Origin of the sequence: Klebsiella sp. 141198 (assembly GCF_050600785.1) — a bacterium.
In the GTDB taxonomy this organism is placed as follows: domain Bacteria; phylum Pseudomonadota; class Gammaproteobacteria; order Enterobacterales; family Enterobacteriaceae; genus Klebsiella; species Klebsiella aerogenes.
Window position 1 is genome coordinate 246,544 of the sequence record NZ_JAQIRM010000007.1, and the last position, 22,311, is coordinate 268,854.

Below are 22,311 nucleotides of genomic sequence, written 5' to 3' on the forward strand. Positions count from 1 at the left end.
CGGTGAGCGTAGCGCCACCGGGGAAAAGCTTTACGCCTGCAACCACCATACCGCTTCGAACGGCCGCAGCGTCATTGCCGCCGGGCGGTTGGACGTTTCCGCATAGTTACCAATCAACGCCCGCCAGTCGCCGGACATCTCCGGCGGCTGCCACGGCTGGAACTCACGGCTCAGGTTGGCGGCCACCACCAGGGTCTGCCCCTGCCACTGGCGGCGATAACACCACAGCGACGGATGGTCCGGCAGCAGATCCTGATAATCCCCCCAGGTCAGCACCGGCGTGGTTTTTCGCAGCGCGATCAGCTGCTGATAGGTGTAAAACACCGATTCCGGATCCGCCAGCGCCGCCTCGACGTTAATCTCGCGATAGTTATCACCCAACGCGATCCAGGGTTTTCCATCGCTGAAACCGCCGTTATCGCCGTCGTGCCACGGCATCGGCGTGCGGCTATTGTCGCGCGATTTGCTGGCCAGAATCGCCAGCAGTTCATCGGGGCTTTGCCCCTGCGCCGCGCGTTCGATAAACATGTTATGGCTTTCCACATCGCGATAATCGCTGATATTGCTGAAATGCGGGTTGGTCATGCCAATCTCTTCGCCCTGATAGATATAGGGCGTGCCCTGCATGCCGTGCAGTACCATCGCCAGCATCTTCGCCGCCGGCACCCGGTACTCGCCCTCGTCGCCGAAGCGCGACACGATGCGCGGCTGATCGTGGTTACACCAGAACAGTGCATTCCATGCTCGGTTATGCATCCCTTGCTGCCAGTGGCGGAATAGCGCTTTCAGCGCGACGTAGTCCGGACGGGCGAGGGTCCATTTTTCGCCGCCGGGATAATCGACTTTTAAGTGATGAAAATTAAACGTCATCGACAGTTCGCGTCCGTCCAGCGCGGCGTACTGCTGGCAGTGTTCAAGCGAAGTGGAAGACATTTCGCCGACGGTCATCAGGTTACGCGGAGTGAAAACATCGCGGCTCATTTCCTGCAAGAACTCATGCGCCCGCGGTCCATCGGTGTAAAAGCGCCGTCCATCGCCAATGGTATCAGACGGGAAGTTCTGGTCTTTTGATATTACGTTAATGACGTCCAGACGGAGGCCATCAACGCCGCGATCGGCCCAGAATTCGCAGACTTTTTTCAGCTCGGCGCGTACCGCCGGATTTTCCCAGTTGAGATCCGCCTGTTCGGTGGCGTAGAGGTGTAGATAGTACTGTTCGCTTTCCGCATGCCATTGCCAGGCGTTACCGCCGAATTTTGAGCGCCAGTTATTCGGCGGCGTTCCCGGCTCGCCGTCGCGCCAGATATAGAACTGGCGGTACGGGCTCGCCTTATTTAACGACTGGCGGAACCATTCATGCTCTGTCGAAGTATGGTTCAGTACCATATCCAGAACGATACGGATACCGCGCGCCTTCGCTCCGGCGACCAGTTGGTCGAAATCCTCCAGCGTGCCGTAAGAGGGATCGATAGCGGTATAGTTCGCCACGTCATACCCGTTGTCCACCTGTGGCGAAACATAGAATGGCGTCAGCCAGATAGCGTCGACCCCGAGCTTTTGTAGGTAGTCGAGACGGGCGGTGACGCCGCGTAAATCGCCGGTACCGCTGCCGGTGGTGTCCTGAAAACTCTTCGGATAGATTTGATAAATAACGCCGTTTTGCCACCAGCGGGGAAGAATATTCATATTACGTTCCTGCGAATAAAGGAGGCGCAAGCGGCGCCCCGAAAGAAGACGTTAGATAATCTGCAAGGTGCCCTGACGGTACTTGCGTTGATAAACTACGGTGGTGAGGATAATCGGCACTATCACCGCGATGGCCATCGCCATGGCATAGACCTGCCAGTAGCTTGGCTGAATCGACAGGATGCCAGGCAGGCCGCCGACACCGATGCCATTAGCCAGCACGCCGTTCAGGCCGCACAGCAGGCCAGCAAGGCCGGATCCGACCATCGCGCACAGCATCGGGAAGCGGTACTTCAGATTGATACCGTACATCGCCGGTTCGGTGACCCCGAGATAGGCGGAGATCGCCGCGGGTACCGAAATTTCGCGTTCATTTTGTTTACGGCTGGCAATAATAATGCCGACCACCGCCGATGCCTGAGCAATATTAGATAGCGCAATCAGTGGCCATACCGGCGTACCGCCGATGCTCTGTACCATCTGCATATCGATAGCAAGAGTGGTCTGATGTACGCCGGTTATTACCAGCGGCGCATACAGGAAGCCGAACAGCGCGGCGCCGATCGGCGCGAAGCTGCCGGTTAACAAATGGCGCACCGCGAAGGCCACGCCGTCGCCGATTAGACGGCCAAACGGGCCGATAACCGCATGGGCAAGGAACACCGCCAGAATCAGCGAGCACACCGGCACCACCACCAGATAGAGGTAGTCAGGCACGATGCGCTTGAGGCGCGTTTCGATAAAGCCCAGCACCAGCCCCGCCAGCAGAGCCGGGATCACCTGCGCCTGATAGCCGACTTTCGCAATGGTAAACAGGCCGAAGTTCCACACTTCCGGCACCTGCTGGCCGAGCAGGTAGGCGTTCATCAACTGCGGAGAGACCAGCGTGACGCCAAGCACGATCCCGAGGATCGGCGTGCCGCCCATTTTCTTCACCGCCGACCAGCAGATCCCCACCGGCAGATAGAAGAAGATAGCCTCGCCAATCAGCCACAAGAAGTCATAAATCGTTTTCAACGACGGGTGCATTTGCGCCAGCGTCTGGCCGTTGCTCATGGGTAGATCGCCGATGACGTTACGGAAACCGAGGATCAGACCGCCGCTGATAAGCGCCGGCAGGAGCGGGAAAAAGATCTCGGCAAAGTGCGAGATCAACCGTTCGTGCCACTTCATGTTTTGCCGCGCGGCCTGTTTGGCCTGCTCTTTGTCGGCGGACGCCTGGCCGGTGGTGGCCAGCAGCGCCTTATAGTAATCGCCGACTTCGGTGCCGATGACCACCTGGAACTGCCCGGCGTTAGTGAAGCATCCCTTCACCATGCGCAACTGCTCAATGTCTTTCGGTTTGGCGATAGCCGGATCGTTTAGCACAAAGCGCAAACGGGTAATACAGTGGCTGACGGTGGCAATGTTGCCGCGCCCGCCCACCAGTTCGATCAGTTTATCGATGTCCTGCTGGTTTACTTTGCTCATGATGAAGCCTCAAAAACAGAGGGGAGAGATGCCGTTTTTAACTTGCATGCATCCTAACCGTTCCGTTGGGAATGCAAAATGGGAACGTTCCCGAAACTCGGCGAAGATCACATAAATCGCCCGAACGAGATTAATTCAGGGCAGCGGGAATGACTATTTGGCGGGGTTCGGCGTGGCCGGCGATCTGGTCGATCAGCTGCTGCGCCGCCTGGCGCCCGGCTTCGGCGTAGCCGGGATCGACGGTGAGGATCTCCGGATGCAGAAACTTCATCAGCGGCGTGCTGCCGACGCTGGCGAGCTGTAAAGTTTCAATACGTTGTTCCTGCAGATATTTACTGGCGCCGAGAGCGAGAGTATCGGTGGCGCAGACCAGCGCGCGGGTCTCGGGAGTCAGCACGCTGGCGACGCTTTCATACCCCTGCTTCATCGCCAGTCCCGGCAGCGCAGCGGTTGGCGTGAGCTTCTTTTGCGCGCAGAAATCGAGATACGCCTGATGACGGCGTTCCCCGGTGGTGACGTCGCTGTGCGGTACGCCGAGGAAGCTTATATGCCGGTGTCCGCGTTCATAGAGACGCTGCATCAGTAACTTGATCGCGCCATGATCGTCATAACACACCGAAGCGAAACCGGGAGCGTCGCGCGCCAGCAGCACCAGCGTTTCGCGCCACGGCGCGAGCATCTCCTCACTAATACCGGTAAAGCCGAACAGCACCACGCCGTCGATATTGCGCCGGGCGAGCATGCCCAGATGTTCTTCCACCAGCGCCGGAGAAAACTGGCTCTCCATCATGATAGGATCGTAGCCCTGCTGATAAAAGGCGGGCAGCATGGTCTGCACCGCTAAATTTTCCGACAGCGAATCCAGACGGGTGACGATAATCGCCACCACCTTATCGCTCTGACCGCGCATGGCGCGGGCGGAGCGGGAAGGGGAGAAACCGTGCTGCTGCATCACCGCTTCCACCCGTTCGCGGGTGCGCTCGCTGACGCCGCTTTCGTTATTCAGCACGCGCGACACCGTCGATTTTCCGACGCCGCTTAAACGCGCGATATCTTTGATTGTTAGCCGGTTTTGCATACGAGGTTCTCGCCGTCGTCCGATTTGAGTGAGTCTAATGCTACTCAACGAATCCTCAATGAGCAAAGACTGGTTGATGTCCGGTTTAGTTGCCGGACGGTATGATAGCCATAATAGCCACAAATAGTTTCCTGGTCGCGGTATACTCCGCGCCGTCTTGAGTTACTTACCGGAGAATTTTATGGACCCCGATCCCACTCCTCATCCTCGATGGAGCAACCTTTCTTTCCGGTAAGCCTGTTTAGCACTGCTTTACCGGAAAGCGTAAAGCAGTGACGTCCTCGATGTCCCTGCCCTATAAAAATAATGCCTGACAGGTAAGGCTTTGCCACGCCTGTTGGCAACGCTGCGTTCGCTCGCGCGAGCGCGGAGGGACTGTTTATGCTGAAAAATTTTACCCGGCAGCTGTTCGCGCAGCTTAGCCGTCATTTACCACATCGTTTGATCCAGCGCGATCCGCTGCCCGATGCACGTAACCTGGCCAGCGCGCCGATCCCGGATTCACTCGGCAAGCGCTGTCTGGACGTCGCGGCCATGGATGAGCAGGAGATCTGGCGCGCGTTCGATAGCCACCCTGAAGGGCTGAACGACGCCGAAGTGGCGGCGAAAATCGCCCTGCACGGCGATAACCAAATCCCGGCGCAGAAGCCGTCGCCGTGGTGGGTTCATCTGTGGACCTGCTATCGCAACCCGTTCAACCTGCTGTTGACGGTGCTCGGCATCGTCTCCTATTCAACTGAAGATCTATTCGCCGCGGGCGTTATCGCGCTGATGGTCGGCATCTCGACGCTGCTTAACTTCATCCAGGAAGCGCGCTCGACCAAAGCGGCGGATGCGCTGAAGGCGATGGTCAGCAATACCGCCACGGTGCTGCGGGTTATCAACGAGCAGGGCGAGAGCCGCTGGCTCGAACTGCCCATCGACCAACTGGTGCCGGGCGATATCGTCAGGCTATCGGCGGGAGATATGATCCCGGCGGACCTGCGCATCATTGTGGCGCGCGACCTGTTTGTCGCTCAGGCCTCGCTGACCGGCGAATCGCTGCCGGTTGAGAAAGTCGCGCGCACCCGCGATCCGCTACAAACCAATCCACTGGAATGCGACACCCTGTGCTTTATGGGGACCAACGTGGTGAGCGGCTCGGCGCAGGCTATCGTCTACGCCACCGGTGGAAACACCTGGTTCGGCCAGCTTGCCGGGCGCGTCAGCGAGCAGGAAAGCGAGCCGAACGCCTTTCAGAAAGGCATCAGCCGGGTCAGCATGCTGCTGATCCGCTTTATGCTGGTGATGGCGCCGGTGGTGCTGCTGATCAACGGCTACACCAAAGGCGACTGGTGGGAAGCGGCGCTGTTCGCGCTGTCGGTGGCGGTCGGCCTGACGCCGGAGATGTTGCCGATGATCGTCACCTCGACGCTGGCGCGCGGGGCGGTGAAGCTGTCAAAACAAAAGGTTATCGTCAAACACCTCGACGCCATTCAAAACTTTGGCGCGATGGATATCCTCTGCACCGATAAAACCGGCACCCTGACCCAGGATAAAATCGTGCTGGAGAACCATACCGATGTTTCCGGTAAATCCAGCGAGAGAGTCCTGCACACCGCCTGGCTCAATAGCCATTACCAGACGGGGCTTAAAAACCTGCTCGATACCGCGGTGCTGGAAGGCGTAGAGCTGGATGCCGCTCGCGGTCTCGCGGAGCGCTGGCAGAAGGTGGATGAGATCCCGTTTGATTTTGAACGTCGCCGCATGTCGGTGGTGGTGAAAGAGCAGGACGACGCGCATCAGCTGATCTGTAAAGGGGCGCTGCAGGAGATCCTCAACGTCTCGACTCAGGTGCGCTACAACGGTGAAATCGTACCGTTGGACGACACCATGCTGCGCCGTATTCGCCGGGTGACCGATACCCTGAACCGTCAGGGGCTGCGGGTGGTGGCGGTGGCGACTAAATACCTGCCTGCGCGGGAAGGCGACTATCAGCGTGCGGATGAGTCCGACCTGATCCTCGAAGGCTACATCGCCTTCCTCGATCCGCCGAAAGAGACTACCGCCCCGGCGCTGAAAGCGCTGAAGGCCAGCGGCATTACGGTGAAAATCCTCACCGGCGACAGCGAACTGGTGGCGGCGAAAGTGTGTCATGAAGTGGGGCTGGATGCCGGCGAAGTGGTGATTGGCAGCCAGATTGAAGTCATGAGCGACGACGAACTGGCGGCGCTGGCGAAACGCACCACGCTGTTCGCGCGCCTGGCGCCGCTGCATAAAGAGCGCATCGTGACGCTGCTGAAACGCGAAGGTCACGTGGTGGGCTTTATGGGCGACGGTATTAACGACGCCCCGGCGCTACGCGCGGCGGATATTGGCATTTCCGTTGACGGCGCGGTGGATATCGCCCGCGAGGCGGCGGATATCATTCTGCTGGAAAAAAGCCTGATGGTACTGGAAGAGGGGGTTATCGAAGGCCGCCGCACTTTCGCCAACATGCTCAAGTACATCAAAATGACCGCCAGCTCCAACTTCGGCAATGTCTTCAGCGTGCTGGTGGCCAGCGCCTTCCTGCCGTTCCTGCCGATGCTGCCGCTGCACCTGTTGATTCAGAACCTGCTGTACGATGTCTCTCAGGTGGCGATTCCGTTTGATAACGTCGATGATGAGCAGATTCGTAAACCGCAGCGCTGGAACCCGGCCGATCTCGGGCGTTTTATGGTCTTTTTCGGGCCGATCAGCTCGATTTTCGATATCCTCACCTTTGGCCTGATGTGGTGGGTGTTCCACGCCAACAGCGTCGAGATGCAGACCCTGTTCCAGTCCGGCTGGTTCATTGAAGGGCTGCTGTCGCAGACGCTGATTGTGCATATGATTCGTACCCGCCGCATTCCGTTCGTCCAGAGCCGCGCCGCGTGGCCGCTGTTCGCGATGACGCTGCTGGTGATGGCGGTGGGGATCGCGCTGCCGTTCTCGCCGCTGGCGGGCTACCTGCAGCTGCAGGCGCTGCCGCTCAGCTATTTCCCGTGGCTGGTGGCGATTCTGGCGGGTTACATGGTATTGACCCAGACCGTTAAAGGTTTCTACAGCCGCCGTTACGGCTGGCAGTAGTGGTTTCGCCCCTTTGCCGTTCGACAGAGGGGCTTACCGGTATTTCTCTTAAATCTCATCAAGTTGTGAAGCCCGTCATCGCCATGTATTGACGCAATTTTGTGCGCATGTTAACCCAATGTTTTGCTTTTTTGGCCCGTCATAAAAAGGAACATTGATGATTAACACCGTGCGTTACAGTCTGCTGACCGGCGGAATATTACTGAGCAGCATGGCGCTTGCCGCCCCGGCGGGCGATCTGCCGCTGATGCCGTGGCCCGCCCATGTGGAGCGCCCGCAGGCGCAGGGGGCGCTGGCGTTGAATAACCAGCTGACGATCAACGTCAGCGGCGACGATCTGGGCGAGGCGGCAAACCGCTGGCGCGAACGTCTTGCGCGGCAAACCGGCTGGACGCTTCAGCCGCAGACGGCGCCGGCGAAAAGTCCAACCATTAACGTGATCGTCAGTAAAAAAGTGCCTTTCCTGCCGCAGCCGGATAGCGACGAAAGCTATCAGCTAACCGTTAACGCAGACGGCGCGACCCTGAAAGCCAATACGCGTTTTGGCGCGCTGCGCGGCATGGAAACGCTGCTACAGCTGGTACAAAACGGCCCTGACGGCACCACCATTCCTTATGTCGCCATTAACGATGCGCCGCGCTTCCCGTGGCGTGGACTGCTGCTGGATTCCGCCCGCCATTTTATGCCGCTGTCGGCGATCAAACGGCAGATTGATGGTATGGCGGCGGCGAAGCTTAATGTACTGCACTGGCATCTGACCGACGATCAGGGCTGGCGTTTCGCCTCCAGCCGCTATCCGAAGCTGCAGCAGCAGGCCAGCGACGGCCTGTTTTATACCCAGGCGCAGATGAAAGACATTGTGCGCTATGCCGCCGATCGCGGTATTCGCGTGGTGCCGGAAATCGATATGCCGGGCCACGCCTCGGCGATCGCCGTGGCTTATCCGGAGCTGATGAGCGCGCCGGGGCCTTACGCGATGGAGCGCCACTGGGGCGTGCTGAAACCGGTACTCGACCCAACAAAAGAGGCCACCTACGCGTTTGCCGAGGCGATGGTCAGCGAACTGGCGGCTATCTTCCCCGATCCGTATCTGCATATCGGCGGTGATGAAGTTGATGACAGCCAGTGGCGCGCCAATCCGGCCATTCAGAAATTCCTCAAAGAGAAGGGGCTGGCGGACAGCCACGCGCTACAGGCGTACTTTAACCGGCGCCTGGAGACGTTACTCGAAAAACATCACCGGCAGATGGTCGGCTGGGATGAAATCTACCACCCTGATTTACCGAAGAGCATTTTGATCCAGTCGTGGCAGGGGCAGGACGCATTAGGCGACGTCGCTAAACACGGCTATCGCGGCATTCTCTCCACCGGTTTCTATCTCGACCAGCCGCAGTACACCGCTTATCACTATCGTAATGAAATTATCCCGCAGGGGCTCAACGGCGTGGATACGATTACCGATAACGACAGCGCTCAGAGCTGGCAGTTTTCGATGCCGCGCCTGAAGGGCAGCGCGGTTGAGGGCAGCTTTACGCTGGTAAAAGGCGATAGCGGCTGGCGTGGATTCATTGATTTTAAAGGGAAATCACGGCGTGCCGTGCAGGAGATTGAATGGCTCGGCGACAATCAGGTCACGTTCCGCGTTGATACCTGGATGGGCGAGACCCGCCCGGTGCTAACCATTAACGACGACAAGCTCGCAGGCTACTTCCTGCTTGGCAACACCCGTTATCCCATTGACGGCAAGCGGCTGGATGCCGTGCCGCAGGGCATTCAGCCGACGCTGCCCGACGCGCAGCAACAGAAGAATCTGCTCGGCGGCGAGGCGGCGCTGTGGGCGGAAAATGTCGCCGCGCCGGTCATCGATATCAAGCTGTGGCCGCGCGCTTTTGCGGTGGCGGAGCGGTTGTGGTCGGCCGAAGACGTCAAAGACAGCGACAATATGTATCAGCGCCTGCAGGCGATGGACAGCTGGTCAACGGTCTCCGTCGGCCTGCAGCAGCACGCTCAGCAGCTGGAGCAGTTCACCCGGCTGGCGAACAGCAGCCATACGCTGGCGTTGCAGATCCTCGCCGAGGCGTTGGAGCCGGCGCATTACTACACCCGTCAGCATCTCAAGTTCCAGGCGAACAATTACCATCAATTTGAACCGCTGAACCGACTGGCCGATGCGCTGCCGGCGGAGAGCGATACCGTACGCAGCCTGAACCAGTGGGCGGAGCGGCTGATTAGCGATGCTGAAGATACAGAGAGCGCCGATGCGCTGCGCCACGTCTTTACCCGCTGGCAGAACAACAGCGGCGATGCGCTGGCGCTGACTGACAATAACTATCAGCTGGCGGCGATTAAACCGGTGGTGCAGCAGGTTGATAAGCTGGCGAGCCTCGGGCTGCGCTTGACCGATCTGGTGGCGCGGCAGGGAACGCTGGACGATAAAGAGTACGCCTCAATCCAGGCGCAGCTGGATACGGCGGCGAAAACCCAGGATGAGCTGGTGATTGCGGCGGTCTATCCGCTGGAGAAACTGCTGCGGGCAACGAAGATAAAATAGGGCATTTCCCTCACCCCGTGGATGACGCAAGCGCCTGGGGTGAGGGCAGAGAAGCGCTTAGCGACGGATCGCGATAGCTTCAATCTCAATCTTCACGTCTTTCGGCAGACGCGCGACTTCTACGCAGGAACGCGCCGGGAAAGTGGCGTTATGCTCGGTGAAGAACGCTTCATACGCGGCATTCACGGTGGCGAAATCGTTCAGATCTTTCACGAAAACGGTGGTTTTCACGATATCGCCCACTTTCAGGCCAGCGGCTTCAACGATAGCTTTTACGTTGTCCAGGGACTGACGCGCCTGCGCGGCGACATCTTCCGGCACGCTGCCGGTTTTCGGGTCTACTGGGATCTGGCCGGAAGTGATGATCATGCTACCCAGATCAACGCCTTGTACATAAGGGCCAATAGCTGCTGGTGCCTTTTCCGTCGCAATAGTTTTGCTCATAATATCTCCAGATGAACTGCAGTAATTAGGTCGTAGCCATTATAGGGAGGGCCGGTATTAATACCAACCGCAATTAGTTGGCCAGCACCACATAATGGGAAAACTCTTTTTCACAGTATTTGCATTTGAGTGCAATGTCATCGGCGCGTTTTTTCACTGCGAAACTCGACGAAACCGGCTCAGCGTGACTGATGCAGTTGCTGTTCGGACAGACCAGCACGCTGTTGATGCGCTCAGGCAGGCTCGGGCGGGATTTGCCCACTACTTCGTAATCATCAATACGGTTAACCGTTGCGTCCGGCGCATACAGCGCCAGCTGATTGACCTGCTCATCGGTCAGGAAGGTGTTCTCAATTTTAATCAAATCTTTACGGCCCATCTCGCCGGACGGCAGGTTCAGGCCGATGGTGATGCGCTGGTCGGTTTCGGTCAGCTTGAACAAGGTCAACAGTTTGAAGCCAACCTGGGCCGGGATATGGTCGATCACGGTGCCGCGTTTAATGGCTTCTACTTGCAGTTTATTGTCGTGTGTCATCTCTCATTCCCCCTTATTGTGCCAGCTCGCTATTCAATACCAGTGCCAGTAACGCCTGGCGGGCGAAGATGCCGTTGCCTGCCTGCTGGAAGTACCAGGCGTGCGGCGTTTTATCGACATCGGTGGTGATTTCATCAACGCGCGGCAGCGGGTGCAGCACTTTCATATTGGCGCGCGCGCCTTCGAGATCCGCGGCCCGCAGCACGAACTGCGCCTTCACGTTGGCGTATTCCGATGGATCCAGGCGCTCTTTCTGCACGCGAGTCATATATAGAATATCGACCTCAGCCATTACTTCGTCGATGGCGCTATGCAGGCTCCAGGCGATGCCTTTTTCATCCAGCATATCGAGAATGTACTGCGGCATCGCCAGCGCGTCCGGGGCGATGAAGTAAAAGCGGTTGCCGTTGAATTTCGCCAGCGCCTGGGTCAGCGAGTGTACGGTACGGCCATATTTCAGATCGCCGACCATCGCGACATTGAGGTTCTCAAGGCGGCCCTGAGTTTCCTGAATGGTGAACAGGTCGAGCAGGGTTTGCGTTGGATGCTGATTGGCGCCGTCGCCGGCGTTGAGAATCGGTATGCCGCCGGAGAACTCGGTTGCCAGACGCGCGGCGCCTTCTTGCGGATGGCGCATCACGATAGCGTCGACGTAGGTGCTGATCACCGAAATGGTGTCGGCCAGGGTTTCGCCTTTCTTACCGAGCGAGGTGTTGCTGCTGTCGGAGAAGCCGACCACGCTGGCGCCGAGGCGGTGCATGGAGGTTTCAAAAGAGAGGCGAGTACGGGTGGAGGCTTCAAAGAAACAGCTGGCGATAACCTTATGCTTCAGCAGCTCGGGTTGCGGATTGGCTTTCAGCTTTGCGGCCGTCGCCAGCACCAGTTCGAGGTCTTCGCGGCTGAGATCGTTTATGGAAATGATATGTTTTTGATATAGCGGGTTAGCCATGCTTATCTCCTGACGCCTGAGCAAAAAAAAAGCCCCTTAAATAAGGGGCTTCGAGAATTCATTGAGCAACGGAAAGAAAAACGCCAGGCCAGCGCCTGCTTTCAGACGCGGTAAGACACAGCAATGTCGTACGCAATTGACCATATTTCCTCCCGGCAAAACGGCTGGCATTATACGCAGCTTTGATGAGCAATCAAGCGATTAATCCACAATCAGGGAAACGTTTGCCTGCGAAGGCTGCGCCAGCGCAAAAAACCGCGATAAAAATGTGGTCTGGCAGTGGTAAGCGGCGTATAAAACCAAAATGAAAAGCTGTTTTATATTTGAGGGCTCTTATGATTATCGGCAATATTCATCATCTGCAATCCTGGCTGCCGGACGCGCTGCGTCAGGCGATTGAGCATGTTAAAGCCCACGTTAGCGCGTCGACGCCGCTCGGCAAGCACGACATCGACGGCAATAATCTGTTCTATCTGATTTCTGAAGACAGCACCGAACCGCAGGCCGAACGTCGCGCCGAGTTTCACGCCCGCTATCTGGATATCCAGATTGTACTTCGCGGTCAGGAAGGGATGACTTTCAGCACCTTACCGGCAGGCGAGCCGCAGACTGACTGGCTGGCGGACAAAGACATCGCCTTCCTCGGCGAAGGCGCGCAGGAGAAAACCGTTATCCTTAACGAGGGGGATTTTGTGGTGTTTTATCCAGGCGAAGTGCATAAACCGCTCTGTGCCGTCGGGGCGCCGGCGAAGGTGCGCAAAGCGGTGGTGAAGGTATTGATGGCTTAAAACGGGTAGCCCGGATACGCCTGGCGCTATCCGGGGATCTACCGTGGTTAATGGCTATTTTCCAAGCGTCGCCACCATCACTGCCTTGATGGTGTGCATGCGGTTTTCCGCCTGATCGAAGACGATGCTCGCTGGGGATTCAAAGACTTCATCGGTCACCTCCATGCCGCCGTGCAGTCCATACTCCGCCGCCATCTGTTTGCCGAGAATGGTCTGGTCATCGTGGAACGCGGGCAGACAATGCAGGAATTTCACCTGCGGGTTGCCGGTCAATTGCAGCATGGTTTTATTCACCTGGTAACCGCGCAGCAGGGCGATACGCTCCGCCCATTTCTCTTTCGCCTCGCCCATCGACACCCACACGTCGGTATAAATGAAATCAGCGCCTTTTACGCCCGCGGCGATATCTTCCGTCAGGGTAATATTGCCGCCGTGCTTTTTCGCCAGCGCAGTGCATTCCGCCACTAAACCCTCTTCCGGCCAGCAGGCTTTCGGCGCCACCAGGCGCAGATCCAGCCCGGTCAGCGCGGCGGCTTCCAGCATGGAGTTACCCATGTTGTTACGCGCGTCGCCGGCGTAGACCAGCGTCATTTCATTAAATGCCTTACCCGGCAGGTGCTCTTGCATGGTCAGCAGGTCGGCCAGGAGTTGCGTCGGGTGGAATTCATCGGTCAGGCCGTTCCACACCGGCACGCCGGCATACTCCGCCAGGGTTTCTACCAGCTCCTGGCCGTAGCCGCGATATTGAATACCGTCATACATGCGACCCAGCACGCGGGCGGTATCTTTCATGGATTCTTTGTGGCCGATCTGGCTACCGCTGGATCCGAGATAGGTCACGCGGGCGCCCTGGTCGTAAGCGGCAACTTCGAAAGAGCATCGTGTACGGGTTGAGTCTTTTTCGAAGATGAGCGCGATGTTTTTGCCCTTTAGTTTCTGGGCCTCGATGCCGTTTTTCTTATCGGCTTTTAATTGCGCGGCCAGAGCGACAAGGCCGGTAATTTCTGCAGCAGTGAAATCCAGTAATCTCAAGAAATGCTTCTGATATAACGCGGACATAATTCCCTCACCTGGCAAACGCCACTATTGAATTAAAATTCACTTTATATGTATGAATATTCATTTGCAACCCCGAGTAAGAAATCTTTTACACAGAAGGTGGAGGCAATCACGGCGGTATGTGACAATAGGAGTATCTGCCGCACATTATGAGGAACGAGCCATGGCAAACCCGGAACTACTGGAAGAGCAGCGTGAGGAAACGCGTCTGATTATCGAAGAGCTGCTGGAAGATGGCAGCGATCCGGACGCGCTGTATACCATTGAGCATCATCTCTCTGCCGACGATTTCGAAACGTTGGAAAAAGTGGCGGTAGAGGCTTTCAAGATGGGTTATGAAGTCACCGAGCCGGAAGAGCTGGAAGTCGAAGAAGGCGAAGTGGTGATCTGCTGCGATATTCTGAGCGAAAGCGCGCTCAACGCCGATCTGATCGACGCCCAGGTTGAACAGCTGATGAACCTGGCGGAAAAATTCAACGTCGAGTACGACGGTTGGGGTACCTATTACGAAGACCCGAACGGCGAAGACGATGACGGCGAAGATGACGAAGATTTAATTGACGAAGACGACAACGGCGTACGCCACTAAGTCGTCAACGGATACGGCGGCGTCTGCCGCCGTATATACCCGTCCTGATTAGGGTATAGCCTGGAGCTTCAATGGATTACCCGCAAATACTCTCCCCGATTTTATCATTCCTGCACTGCCCAACGCCGCAGGCGTGGATTGACGAAGCCCGTAAACCGGAAAACCTGCCGCTGCTGCTGACCGACCACATGGTATGCGAGCTGAAAGCGGCGCAAAACGCCATGCTGCTGGTGCGCCGCTACGTCGCCGATAAAGACGGCGCCGACGAGCTACTGGAATGCCTGAAACCGTACGAAGACTTTACCTATCGCCGTGGGCCGGAGCCGGATTTTGTCGCTCTGCATAAGCGGATCAACAAAAGCGCTATGCCGCGAACCAACGACCCGTGGGGCAGACAGTTGCTCGACAGCATGATTCTGCTTATCAAAGAGGAGCTGCACCACTTCTGGCAGGTGCGCGAGATCATGCTGGCGCGAGATATCCCTTACGTCAAAATCACCGCCAGCAACTATGCCCGCGGTATGCGCCGGGAGGTGCGATCGCACGAGCCGGTGATGCTGATCGATAAGCTGATTTGCGGCGCTTATATCGAAGCGCGCTCCTGTGAGCGGTTTGCCGCGCTGGCGCCGTGGCTGGATGATGATCTCCAGAAGTTTTATCTGTCGTTGCTGCGCTCCGAGGCCCGTCATTATCAGGATTACCTGGACCTGGCGCAGCAGATAGCGGGGGAAGATATCAGCGAGCGCGTACGCCAGCTTGGCGAGGCGGAAGCGGCATTGATCCTCCGCCCGGAGTCCGAGTTCCGCTTCCACAGCGGCGTACCGACGGCGCCGTAGCCCGCGGTTTCCGGACTCTGTAGCCCCGGTAAGCGCAGCGCTACCGGGGAGGCCCACGGTAGCGAGGCGTTACAGCGTTTTCAACATCCGCACTTCACAATCGACGTGGCCGGTGCAGCCCAGCGGCTCGTCGATATGCTCAAAGCCGAGATGCTCATAAAGGGCAATCGCTTCTTTCAAAAAAGCGGTGGTCTCCAGATAGCAGCGTTTAAAACCCTGTTCGCGGGCGTAATCCATCGCCATCAGCGCCAGCTTTTTCGCCAGACCTTTGCCGCGCGCCGAGGTCATAAAGTACATTTTCTGCAGCTCACAGATATCGGACTCGCTACATGAGAGCGCCGCCACGCCGCCTCCGCCGACCACTTCGCCATTTTGCTCCACAACCCAATAGGCGGAGCCCGGTTGGCTATAAAGTTCGTACAGTTCATCCAGGTTGGGATCAGCGACCGTATAGCCTTTATCGGCGGTCAGGCCGTATTCCGCTGAGACCTGGCGGATAACTCGGGCGATGGCGGCATTATCTGCCGCCGTAATGCGGCGTAAAGTAAAGGTCTGTGGCGCAGCAAGATTCATAGAATCACTCAATTTTAGCTTAAATAACCATACATTGTTTTAATACCATTATTCTTTAATCGACGCAAGATGTGCATAAATATATTGCTGGGTAATTTCCAGGTAATATATTTTGTATGTTTAATGGCAATTATTCTGGCTTATTATTTATATATATACTTTAAAATGCAAGGGCGGCGAGGTATGGAAATTTTTTCAGGGGAAAAACAAAGCAGTAGTCATTTTTTTGTTTTTCACGGACGGGCAAAGAGTTATTTTTTTATTTGTTTGGTTAATATTATACTGTCTGTAATTACTTTAGGGATATTCATTCCCTGGGCATGGGTACGTAGTCGCCGTTATTTTTGTGAAAATATGGAAGTTAACGGTAACCGTTTTGCTTACCACGGGCGCGGTTTCACGATTTTACTTAGCTGGCTGCTGATGTTTATCGTGCTGGTTTTACTTAGTCTGGCGCTTGCCATTTTCTCTCCCGGTAGTGAAGGGCTCGAGACGCTGGCATTTCTTATCCTGCTGCCGGTCATGGTAATGAAGGGGTTAAGCTATCACGCGAATATGACCTCATTCGCTAATATTCGTTTTGGGTTTAAATGTAATCTACTGCGCGCATGGTGGATTATGCTCGGGTTACCTTTGCTGATAGTCGTGCTAATGGCGGTTATCCTCTTCATTCCCGGAAGCCGTCTCTGGTTAGGTTTTAGCATAAATGGCATGTTAGTGGGTTTCGTTGCCCTGCTTTTACTGGCACTGTGTGTCATGGCCGCCGCCAGTGGGGTGGTTTACAGTCACTGGCTTGAGCTGATCGGCAAAGGCGGAAACTTAGGTAAAACTAAATTTAATATTTATATCAGCACGAAGCGTTGCATCGTGGCGTTTTTATGGGCAACGGTAATTTTGTTGCCGTTTATGGTGCTGTTTTTGGGTTTTTTCATTTCCGCATTTATGCAATTTTTCACAGGATGTATGTTCGGCATGTGTAATGAAAATACAGCGCTGTTTATGGCATTGCGGCATCTTAGTGCGGTATTGAGTGGATATTTATCTCTCACCATTGGTATCGTATTAGCCATGGCATTTATCCGGGTGGCCTTACGTAATCACGCGTGGAATAATTTGGTGCTTGGCGACAGCATTCGTTTTCGTTCTACCCTGACGTTTTTTGGCCTTGCTCCGCGTTTATTGGCTCTGACGTTTCTTTCTCCGCTGACATTGGGTCTGGCGTATCCCTGGTTAAAGATTAATTTGATGCGCTATATTGCCGCCAACACTGAGGTGATTGGTGACTTTGAAACGCTCGCCCTGCAGCAAGATGAGGCCTGTCAGCCGTCAGTAGCTGGTAAATTGTGCAGCGGTTTTTTACCTAACCTGCCGTTCTTATAATGTAAAAAAGCCGGAGCAAGCTCCGGCTTTTTTCTATCGCGAGTTTTTACAGCGCGGCGATCACTGCCTGCTGTTCAATCAGTTTCGCTTTCGCTTCCGCGTAGCCTTCCAGCTTCTCACGCTCTTTGGCGATAACCGCCTCCGGCGCGCGGGCCACAAAGCCTTCGTTGGACAGCTTGCTTTCGATACGGCCGATTTCCGCTTCGACTTTCGCCACTTCTTTCGCCAGACGCGCCAGCTCGGCTTCTTTGTCGATAAGACCCGCCATCGGGATCAGCAGCTCGGCGCCGTCGATAATCTTGGTCACGGAAACCGGACCTTTATCATCGGCAGGCAGCACGGTGATGCTTTCCAGACGCGCGAGGTTCAGCAGGAAGCTGCGGTTGTCGTTAACACGACGCTCGGCATCTTTGCTGCAGCCGCGCAGCAGCAGTTCCAGCGGTTTACCTGGCGCAATGTTCATCTCCGCACGGATGTTACGTACGGCGACGATCGCCTGCTTCAGCCATTCGGTGTCGGCCAGCGCCGCTTCATCAACCTGAGAAGCCTCGTACTGCGGGAACGGCTGCAGCATGATGGTATCGGCGGTGATACCGCAGATTACTTTCACGCGCTGCCAGATGGTCTCGGTGATGAAAGGAATAATCGGGTGCGCCAGGCGCAGCAGACCTTCCAGCACGGTCACCAGAGTATGACGAGTACCGCGCAGCTCCGCTTCGCTGCCACCGTTCATGACCGGCTTGGTCAGTTCAAGGTACCAGTCGCAGAACTGATTCCAGGTAAACTCATACAGGATGCCCGCGGCGATATCGAAGCGGAAGTTATCCAGCGCTTCGCGGTACGCTTTCACGGTCTGGTTGAATTCAGCCAGGATCCAGCGGTCGGCCAGGGACAGCACCATCTCGCCGCCGTTGAAACCGCAATCCTGATCTTCGGTATTCATCAGTACGAAGCGGCTGGCGTTCCACAGTTTGTTGCAGAAGTTACGGTAACCTTCCAGGCGCTTCATATCCCAGTTGATGTCGCGGCCGGTAGAGGCCAGCGCCGCCAGGGTAAAGCGCAGGGCGTCAGTGCCGTGTGGCTCGATGCCGTTCGGGAACTGTTTCTCGGTGCGCTTACGGATTTTTTCCGCCAGCTGAGGCTGCATCATGTTGCCGGTACGTTTCTCCAGCAGCTCCGGCAGGGTGATGCCGTCAACCATATCCAGCGGGTCAATGACGTTACCCTTGGATTTGGACATCTTCTGGCCTTCGTCGTCGCGGATAAGGCCGGTCATGTAGACGGTCTTAAACGGAACCTGCGGCTTGCCGTTTTCATCTTTGATGAAGTGCATGGTCATCATGATCATACGGGCAATCCAGAAGAAGATGATGTCGAAGCCGGACACCATCACGCTGGTCGGGTGGAACTGACGCAGCGCGTCGGTGTTTTCCGGCCAGCCGAGGGTGGAGAAGGTCCACAGCGCGGAAGAGAACCAGGTATCCAGAACGTCTTCGTCCTGACGCAGGGCAACGTCGGCGCTCAGGTTGTTTTCCTGACGCACTTCGTCTTCGCTACGGCCAACATAGACGTTGCCGTCGTTGTCATACCATGCCGGGATGCGGTGACCCCACCACAGCTGACGGGAAATACACCAGTCCTGAATATCGCGCATCCAGGAGAAGTACATGTTTTCGTACTGCTTCGGCACGAACTGGATGTCGCCATTCTCAACGGCTTCGACTGCCGGTTTGGCCAGCACGTCCGCACGTACGTACCACTGGTCGGTCAGCATCGGTTCGATAACCACGCCGCCGCGATCGCCGTAAGGCACGGTCAGGTCGTGCGGTTTGATCTCTTCCAGCAGGCCCAGCGCGTCGACGGCGGCAACCATCGCTTTACGCGCGGCAAAACGTTCCATCTTCTGGAATTCAGCCGGGATCTCGTTGGAATAAACGTCGGATTCGTTGCCTTTGGTATCGTAAACTTCCGCGCTTTCGCGGATGTCGCCATCAAAGGTCAAAATATTAATCATCGGCAACTGATGACGGCGGCCAACTTCGTAGTCGTTAAAGTCGTGCGCCGGGGTGATTTTCACGCAGCCGGTGCCTTTTTCCATGTCGGCGTGTTCGTCGCCAACAATTGGAATGCGGCGGTTAACCAGCGGCAGCACTACGAATTTACCAATCAGGTCTTTGTAACGCGGATCTTCCGGGTTAACGGCCACGCCGGTATCGCCCAGCAGGGTTTCCGGACGAGTGGTGGCGACCACCAGGTAATCTTTACCGTCAGCGGTTTTCGCGCCATCGGCCAGCGGATAGCGAATGTGCCACATCGACCCTTTCGATTCGCGGTTTTCTACTTCGAGGTCGGAAATGGCGGTACGCAGTTTCGGGTCCCAGTTGACCAGGCGCTTGCCGCGATAAATCAGGTCTTCTTTGTACAGGCGAACGAAGACTTCTTTCACCGCGTTGGACAGGCCTTCATCCATCGTGAAGCGCTCGCGCTCCCAGTCGACGGAGTTGCCGAGGCGGCGCATCTGACGGGTAATGGTGCCGCCGGATTCCGCTTTCCACTGCCAGATTTTGTCGATGAAAGCATCGCGGCCGTAGTCGTGGCGGGTTTTACCTTCTTCAGCGGCAATCTTACGCTCAACCACCATTTGGGTAGCGATACCCGCGTGGTCGGTACCGGCCTGCCACAGGGTGTTTTTACCCTGCATGCGCTGGTAACGAATCATGGTATCCATGATGGTTTGCTGGAAGGCATGACCCATATGCAAACTGCCGGTGACGTTCGGCGGCGGGATCATGATGCAGAAGCTCTCCTGGCTTTCATCACCATTCGGTTTGAAATAGCCCTGCTTTTCCCAGTGCTCGTAAAGCGGCTGTTCGATATCTTGTGGGTTGTATGTCTTTTCCATTATTTCCAGGTTGCCGTGTTCAGGTTGAAACCAGCCATGCGGTACGCTTTATAGCGTTCGCGCGCCAGTTGTTTCAAAGAATCTTCGTAAGGGACAAAGTCTATCACTTCTGTGAAAGCGGTGGCAAAATCTGCAAAGTTTAGCCGCAGGCTGATAAGAATATCCCGCGGACTGCTGTTGCGCTTTTGCGGCCAGGCAATTTCCACCGGCGCGCCGCCTCTCGGGCCTTCGCCCGCCAGATTATGCGGCACAAAGCTCTCCGGAGGACGCGTCCACAGCGCTTCGTCGAGGCGAATAGCCTGCTGTTCATCTTCACAGGCGATCAGTACGCGCTTGCCGTTGCGCCAACGTTCTGCGGCAATTTCGCACACCAGCTGTTCGACGGCGCTGAGCTCGTCGACGGTGTCTTCGTTGTCCAGAAGATAGAACGTTGCGTTTTTCATATATGGGGCTTCTTGTTGTGGATTTAAATGCAAAGCCGGGCGGCGCTACGCTTACCCGGCCTACAAACGGCATCTTTCCGTCGGCCCGGTAAGCGTAGCGCCACCGGGCATCAGACGGCAATCACTCTTCGCCGTTAAAACCCGCACGATTGAGCAGGAACTGCGATAACAGCGCCACCGGGCGGCCGGTCGCGCCTTTGGCCTTCCCGGAACGCCAGGCGGTACCGGCGATGTCGAGGTGCGCCCAGTTGTACTTGCGGGTGAAGCGTGACAGGAAGCAGCCAGCGGTAATCGCGCCGCCAGGACGGCCGCCGATGTTGGCCATATCCGCAAAGTTGGACTCCAGCTGATCCTGGAACTCGTCGGCCAGCGGCAGACGCCATGCGCGGTCGCCGGCCAGTTCGGAGGCGCCGATCAGCTCATGAGCCAGCGGATTATGGTTCGACATCAGGCCGGTGATGTGATGGCCGAGGGCAATCACGCAGGCGCCGGTCAGCGTCGCAACGTCGATAACCGCTTCCGGCTCGAAGCGCTCAACGTAGGTCAGCACGTCGCACAGCACCAGACGGCCTTCGGCGTCGGTATTCAGCACTTCAACGGTTTGTCCGGACATGGTGGTCAGAACATCGCCTGGGCGATACGCGCGACCGCCAGGCATGTTTTCACAGCCCGCCAGCACGCCGATGACGTTCAGCGGCAGCTGCAGCTCGGCAACCATTCGCATTACGCCGTAAACCGCCGCCGCGCCGCACATGTCGTACTTCATCTCGTCCATGCCTTCGGCAGGCTTGATGGAGATACCGCCGGAGTCGAAGGTCAGGCCTTTACCGACCAGCACGATAGGGCGCGCGTCTTCAGACGGGTTGCCTTTATACTCGATGACCGACATCAGCGACTCGTTCTGCGAGCCGTTGCCGACGGCAAGATAGGAGTTCATCCCCAGCTCGCGCATCTGCTGCTCGCCGATTACGCGGGTGATGACGTTCTTGCTGTAGGTGTCAGCCAGCTGGCGCGCCTGGGAAGCCAGATAAGCCGCGTTACAGATATTCGGCGGCATGTTGCCGAGATCTTTCGCCGCTTTGATGCCGGCGGCAATCGCCAGGCCATGCTGAATGGCGCGTTCGCCGCTGGTGAGCTCGCGGCGGGTCGGCACGTTAAAGACCATTTTACGCAGCGGACGACGCGGCTCGCTTTTGTTGGTCTTCAACTGATCGAAGCTGTACAGCGTCTCTTTGGCGGTTTCAACGGCCTGGCGAACTTTCCAGTAGTTGTTGCGCCCTTTAACGTGCAGTTCGGTCAGGAAGCAGACGGCTTCCATCGAGCCAGTGTCATTCAGAGTATTAATGGTTTTCTGAATAACTTGTTTATACTGACGTTCATCCAGTTCGCGCTCTTTACCACAGCCGATGAGCAGAATGCGCTCAGACAGGATGTTCGGCACATGGTGCAGTAACAAGGTCTGGCCAGGCTTGCCTTCGAGCTCGCCGCGACGCAGCAGGGCGCTGATGTAACCGTCGCTGATTTTATCGAGTTGTTCGGCGATGGGGGAGAGGCGACGTGGTTCGAAGACGCCGACCACGATACAGGCACTCCGCTGCTTCTCCGGGCTACCGCTTTTTACACTGAACTCCATGCACTATGCTCCTGAATCTTAAAGACAACAGTGGTGGCTACGGCTATACTCGTCGCCTTTCCAGTTGCAGATGCGTTGGCTACGCCTGCTTACCCCTGACGCTGGCTGATGCCGCTCCGGGGCTTCACAGTCCTGCCGCCTTTCTACAACTCGAAATCCATTGAGTATATAATTGCAAGCTTTCGTAACTCATGTCCGCTGTTGCGGTGACTTCGTGTTAATCTTAACGTTATTACGGCTTTGGTTCGTCAGAAAAGATCCTGATACGCAGAACCGATGAGTCATTTAATCTTAGCGATGTTTTC

Annotated in this window: 19 protein-coding genes; 7 read left to right on the plus strand and 12 right to left on the minus strand. The window is 56.5% G+C overall.

Annotated features, from left to right (window positions below; all coding sequences use genetic code 11):
- Window positions 1–30: 30 nt before the first annotated feature.
- The 3 genes from treC to treR all read right to left on the minus strand — a co-directional run bounded on the left by treC (window position 31) and on the right by treR (window position 4,234).
- Entirely contained in the window at window positions 31–1,686 is a 1,656-nt protein-coding gene (gene treC, locus PGR10_RS22515) for an alpha,alpha-phosphotrehalase (RefSeq protein WP_087858335.1), read from the minus strand.
- Window positions 1,687–1,737: 51 nt separating this feature from the next.
- Window positions 1,738–3,156: a PTS trehalose transporter subunit IIBC gene (gene treB, locus PGR10_RS22520; protein ID WP_087858336.1), complete on the minus strand. Its 1,419-nt coding sequence runs from the start codon at window positions 3,154–3,156 to the stop codon at window positions 1,738–1,740.
- A gap of 130 nt (window positions 3,157–3,286) precedes the next feature.
- A complete protein-coding gene (treR, locus tag PGR10_RS22525; protein WP_087858337.1) occupies window positions 3,287–4,234 on the minus strand; it encodes a trehalose operon repressor TreR in 948 nt (315 codons plus the stop codon).
- 181 nt (window positions 4,235–4,415) lie between these two features.
- Between treR and mgtL the strand changes: the two genes are divergently transcribed.
- The 3 genes from mgtL (at window position 4,416) to PGR10_RS22540 (ending at window position 9,875) form a co-directional block, all read left to right on the plus strand.
- Window positions 4,416–4,469 (plus strand): mgtA regulatory leader peptide MgtL, encoded by a 54-nt coding sequence (gene mgtL, locus PGR10_RS22530; protein WP_219340445.1) that lies wholly within the window; start codon window positions 4,416–4,418, stop codon window positions 4,467–4,469.
- A 146-nt stretch (window positions 4,470–4,615) separates the two neighbouring features.
- Window positions 4,616–7,324, plus strand: a complete 2,709-nt coding sequence (gene mgtA, locus PGR10_RS22535) for a magnesium-translocating P-type ATPase (protein ID WP_430924129.1) — start codon at window positions 4,616–4,618, stop codon at window positions 7,322–7,324.
- A 157-nt stretch (window positions 7,325–7,481) separates the two neighbouring features.
- Window positions 7,482–9,875 (plus strand): beta-N-acetylhexosaminidase, encoded by a 2,394-nt coding sequence (locus PGR10_RS22540; RefSeq protein ID WP_430924130.1) that lies wholly within the window; start codon window positions 7,482–7,484, stop codon window positions 9,873–9,875.
- 57 nt (window positions 9,876–9,932) lie between these two features.
- Here PGR10_RS22540 and ridA read toward each other — a convergent pair whose 3' ends face one another.
- The 4 genes from ridA to PGR10_RS22560 all read right to left on the minus strand — a co-directional run bounded on the left by ridA (window position 9,933) and on the right by PGR10_RS22560 (window position 11,974).
- Window positions 9,933–10,319 carry a 2-iminobutanoate/2-iminopropanoate deaminase gene (gene ridA / locus PGR10_RS22545; RefSeq protein ID WP_020079786.1) on the minus strand — a complete coding sequence of 129 codons (387 nt, stop codon included), beginning with the start codon at window positions 10,317–10,319 and terminating at the stop codon, window positions 9,933–9,935.
- A gap of 73 nt (window positions 10,320–10,392) precedes the next feature.
- Window positions 10,393–10,854, minus strand: coding sequence for an aspartate carbamoyltransferase regulatory subunit (pyrI, locus tag PGR10_RS22550; RefSeq protein WP_015368555.1), 462 nt, complete (start codon window positions 10,852–10,854; stop codon window positions 10,393–10,395).
- 13 nt (window positions 10,855–10,867) lie between these two features.
- Entirely contained in the window at window positions 10,868–11,803 is a 936-nt protein-coding gene (gene pyrB / locus PGR10_RS22555) for an aspartate carbamoyltransferase (protein WP_087858340.1), read from the minus strand.
- Between the two features lie 36 nt (window positions 11,804–11,839).
- Window positions 11,840–11,974 (minus strand): pyrBI operon leader peptide, encoded by a 135-nt coding sequence (locus PGR10_RS22560; protein WP_072201274.1) that lies wholly within the window; start codon window positions 11,972–11,974, stop codon window positions 11,840–11,842.
- Between the two features lie 164 nt (window positions 11,975–12,138).
- Between PGR10_RS22560 and PGR10_RS22565 the strand changes: the two genes are divergently transcribed.
- Entirely contained in the window at window positions 12,139–12,591 is a 453-nt protein-coding gene (locus tag PGR10_RS22565) for a YhcH/YjgK/YiaL family protein (RefSeq protein WP_430924131.1), read from the plus strand.
- A 54-nt stretch (window positions 12,592–12,645) separates the two neighbouring features.
- Here PGR10_RS22565 and argF read toward each other — a convergent pair whose 3' ends face one another.
- Complete coding sequence (argF, locus tag PGR10_RS22570; RefSeq protein WP_316425322.1) at window positions 12,646–13,650, minus strand: ornithine carbamoyltransferase; 1,005 nt, start codon at window positions 13,648–13,650, stop codon at window positions 12,646–12,648.
- A 163-nt stretch (window positions 13,651–13,813) separates the two neighbouring features.
- Between argF and rraB the strand changes: the two genes are divergently transcribed.
- Together rraB and miaE are read left to right on the plus strand one after the other, a co-directional pair.
- Window positions 13,814–14,239, plus strand: a complete 426-nt coding sequence (gene rraB, locus PGR10_RS22575; RefSeq protein ID WP_015368550.1) for a ribonuclease E inhibitor RraB — start codon at window positions 13,814–13,816, stop codon at window positions 14,237–14,239.
- Window positions 14,240–14,310: 71 nt separating this feature from the next.
- Window positions 14,311–15,075 (plus strand): tRNA isopentenyl-2-thiomethyl-A-37 hydroxylase MiaE, encoded by a 765-nt coding sequence (gene miaE, locus PGR10_RS22580; protein ID WP_430924132.1) that lies wholly within the window; start codon window positions 14,311–14,313, stop codon window positions 15,073–15,075.
- Window positions 15,076–15,144: 69 nt separating this feature from the next.
- Here miaE and PGR10_RS22585 read toward each other — a convergent pair whose 3' ends face one another.
- The gene (locus PGR10_RS22585; protein ID WP_430924133.1) at window positions 15,145–15,648 is read right to left on the minus strand and encodes a GNAT family N-acetyltransferase; all 504 of its coding nucleotides are present in this window, start codon (window positions 15,646–15,648) and stop codon (window positions 15,145–15,147) included.
- A 183-nt stretch (window positions 15,649–15,831) separates the two neighbouring features.
- On the opposite strand from PGR10_RS22585, the gene PGR10_RS22590 reads away from it, so the two are divergent.
- Window positions 15,832–17,028, plus strand: coding sequence for a YjgN family protein (locus PGR10_RS22590; protein ID WP_430924134.1), 1,197 nt, complete (start codon window positions 15,832–15,834; stop codon window positions 17,026–17,028).
- A 46-nt stretch (window positions 17,029–17,074) separates the two neighbouring features.
- Here the strand turns inward: PGR10_RS22590 and PGR10_RS22595 are convergent, their stop codons facing one another.
- From PGR10_RS22595 to pepA, 3 genes are all read right to left on the minus strand, one after another.
- A complete protein-coding gene (locus PGR10_RS22595; RefSeq protein WP_045378499.1) occupies window positions 17,075–19,930 on the minus strand; it encodes a valine--tRNA ligase in 2,856 nt (951 codons plus the stop codon).
- Window positions 19,930–20,373 carry a DNA polymerase III subunit chi gene (gene holC / locus PGR10_RS22600; RefSeq protein ID WP_020079783.1) on the minus strand — a complete coding sequence of 148 codons (444 nt, stop codon included), beginning with the start codon at window positions 20,371–20,373 and terminating at the stop codon, window positions 19,930–19,932. The genes PGR10_RS22595 and holC overlap by 1 nt, the downstream gene beginning before the upstream one ends.
- Window positions 20,374–20,494: 121 nt before the next feature.
- Window positions 20,495–22,006, minus strand: a complete 1,512-nt coding sequence (gene pepA / locus PGR10_RS22605) for a leucyl aminopeptidase (protein WP_008807121.1) — start codon at window positions 22,004–22,006, stop codon at window positions 20,495–20,497.
- Between the last annotated feature and the right edge of the window lie 305 nt (window positions 22,007–22,311).

Coding starts and splice junctions, on each gene's coding strand:
- treC (WP_087858335.1), bottom strand. CDS start 1,686: ATGAATATTCTTCCCCGCTGGTGGCAAAACGGCGTTATTTATCAAATC.
- treB (WP_087858336.1), bottom strand. CDS start 3,156: ATGAGCAAAGTAAACCAGCAGGACATCGATAAACTGATCGAACTGGTG.
- treR (WP_087858337.1), bottom strand. CDS start 4,234: ATGCAAAACCGGCTAACAATCAAAGATATCGCGCGTTTAAGCGGCGTC.
- mgtA (WP_430924129.1), top strand. CDS start 4,616: ATGCTGAAAAATTTTACCCGGCAGCTGTTCGCGCAGCTTAGCCGTCAT.
- PGR10_RS22540 (WP_430924130.1), top strand. CDS start 7,482: ATGATTAACACCGTGCGTTACAGTCTGCTGACCGGCGGAATATTACTG.
- ridA (WP_020079786.1), bottom strand. CDS start 10,319: ATGAGCAAAACTATTGCGACGGAAAAGGCACCAGCAGCTATTGGCCCT.
- pyrI (WP_015368555.1), bottom strand. CDS start 10,854: ATGACACACGACAATAAACTGCAAGTAGAAGCCATTAAACGCGGCACC.
- pyrB (WP_087858340.1), bottom strand. CDS start 11,803: ATGGCTAACCCGCTATATCAAAAACATATCATTTCCATAAACGATCTC.
- PGR10_RS22560 (WP_072201274.1), bottom strand. CDS start 11,974: ATGCCAGCCGTTTTGCCGGGAGGAAATATGGTCAATTGCGTACGACAT.
- PGR10_RS22565 (WP_430924131.1), top strand. CDS start 12,139: ATGATTATCGGCAATATTCATCATCTGCAATCCTGGCTGCCGGACGCG.
- argF (WP_316425322.1), bottom strand. CDS start 13,650: ATGTCCGCGTTATATCAGAAGCATTTCTTGAGATTACTGGATTTCACT.
- rraB (WP_015368550.1), top strand. CDS start 13,814: ATGGCAAACCCGGAACTACTGGAAGAGCAGCGTGAGGAAACGCGTCTG.
- miaE (WP_430924132.1), top strand. CDS start 14,311: ATGGATTACCCGCAAATACTCTCCCCGATTTTATCATTCCTGCACTGC.
- PGR10_RS22585 (WP_430924133.1), bottom strand. CDS start 15,648: ATGAATCTTGCTGCGCCACAGACCTTTACTTTACGCCGCATTACGGCG.
- PGR10_RS22590 (WP_430924134.1), top strand. CDS start 15,832: ATGGAAATTTTTTCAGGGGAAAAACAAAGCAGTAGTCATTTTTTTGTT.
- PGR10_RS22595 (WP_045378499.1), bottom strand. CDS start 19,930: ATGGAAAAGACATACAACCCACAAGATATCGAACAGCCGCTTTACGAG.
- holC (WP_020079783.1), bottom strand. CDS start 20,373: ATGAAAAACGCAACGTTCTATCTTCTGGACAACGAAGACACCGTCGAC.
- pepA (WP_008807121.1), bottom strand. CDS start 22,006: ATGGAGTTCAGTGTAAAAAGCGGTAGCCCGGAGAAGCAGCGGAGTGCC.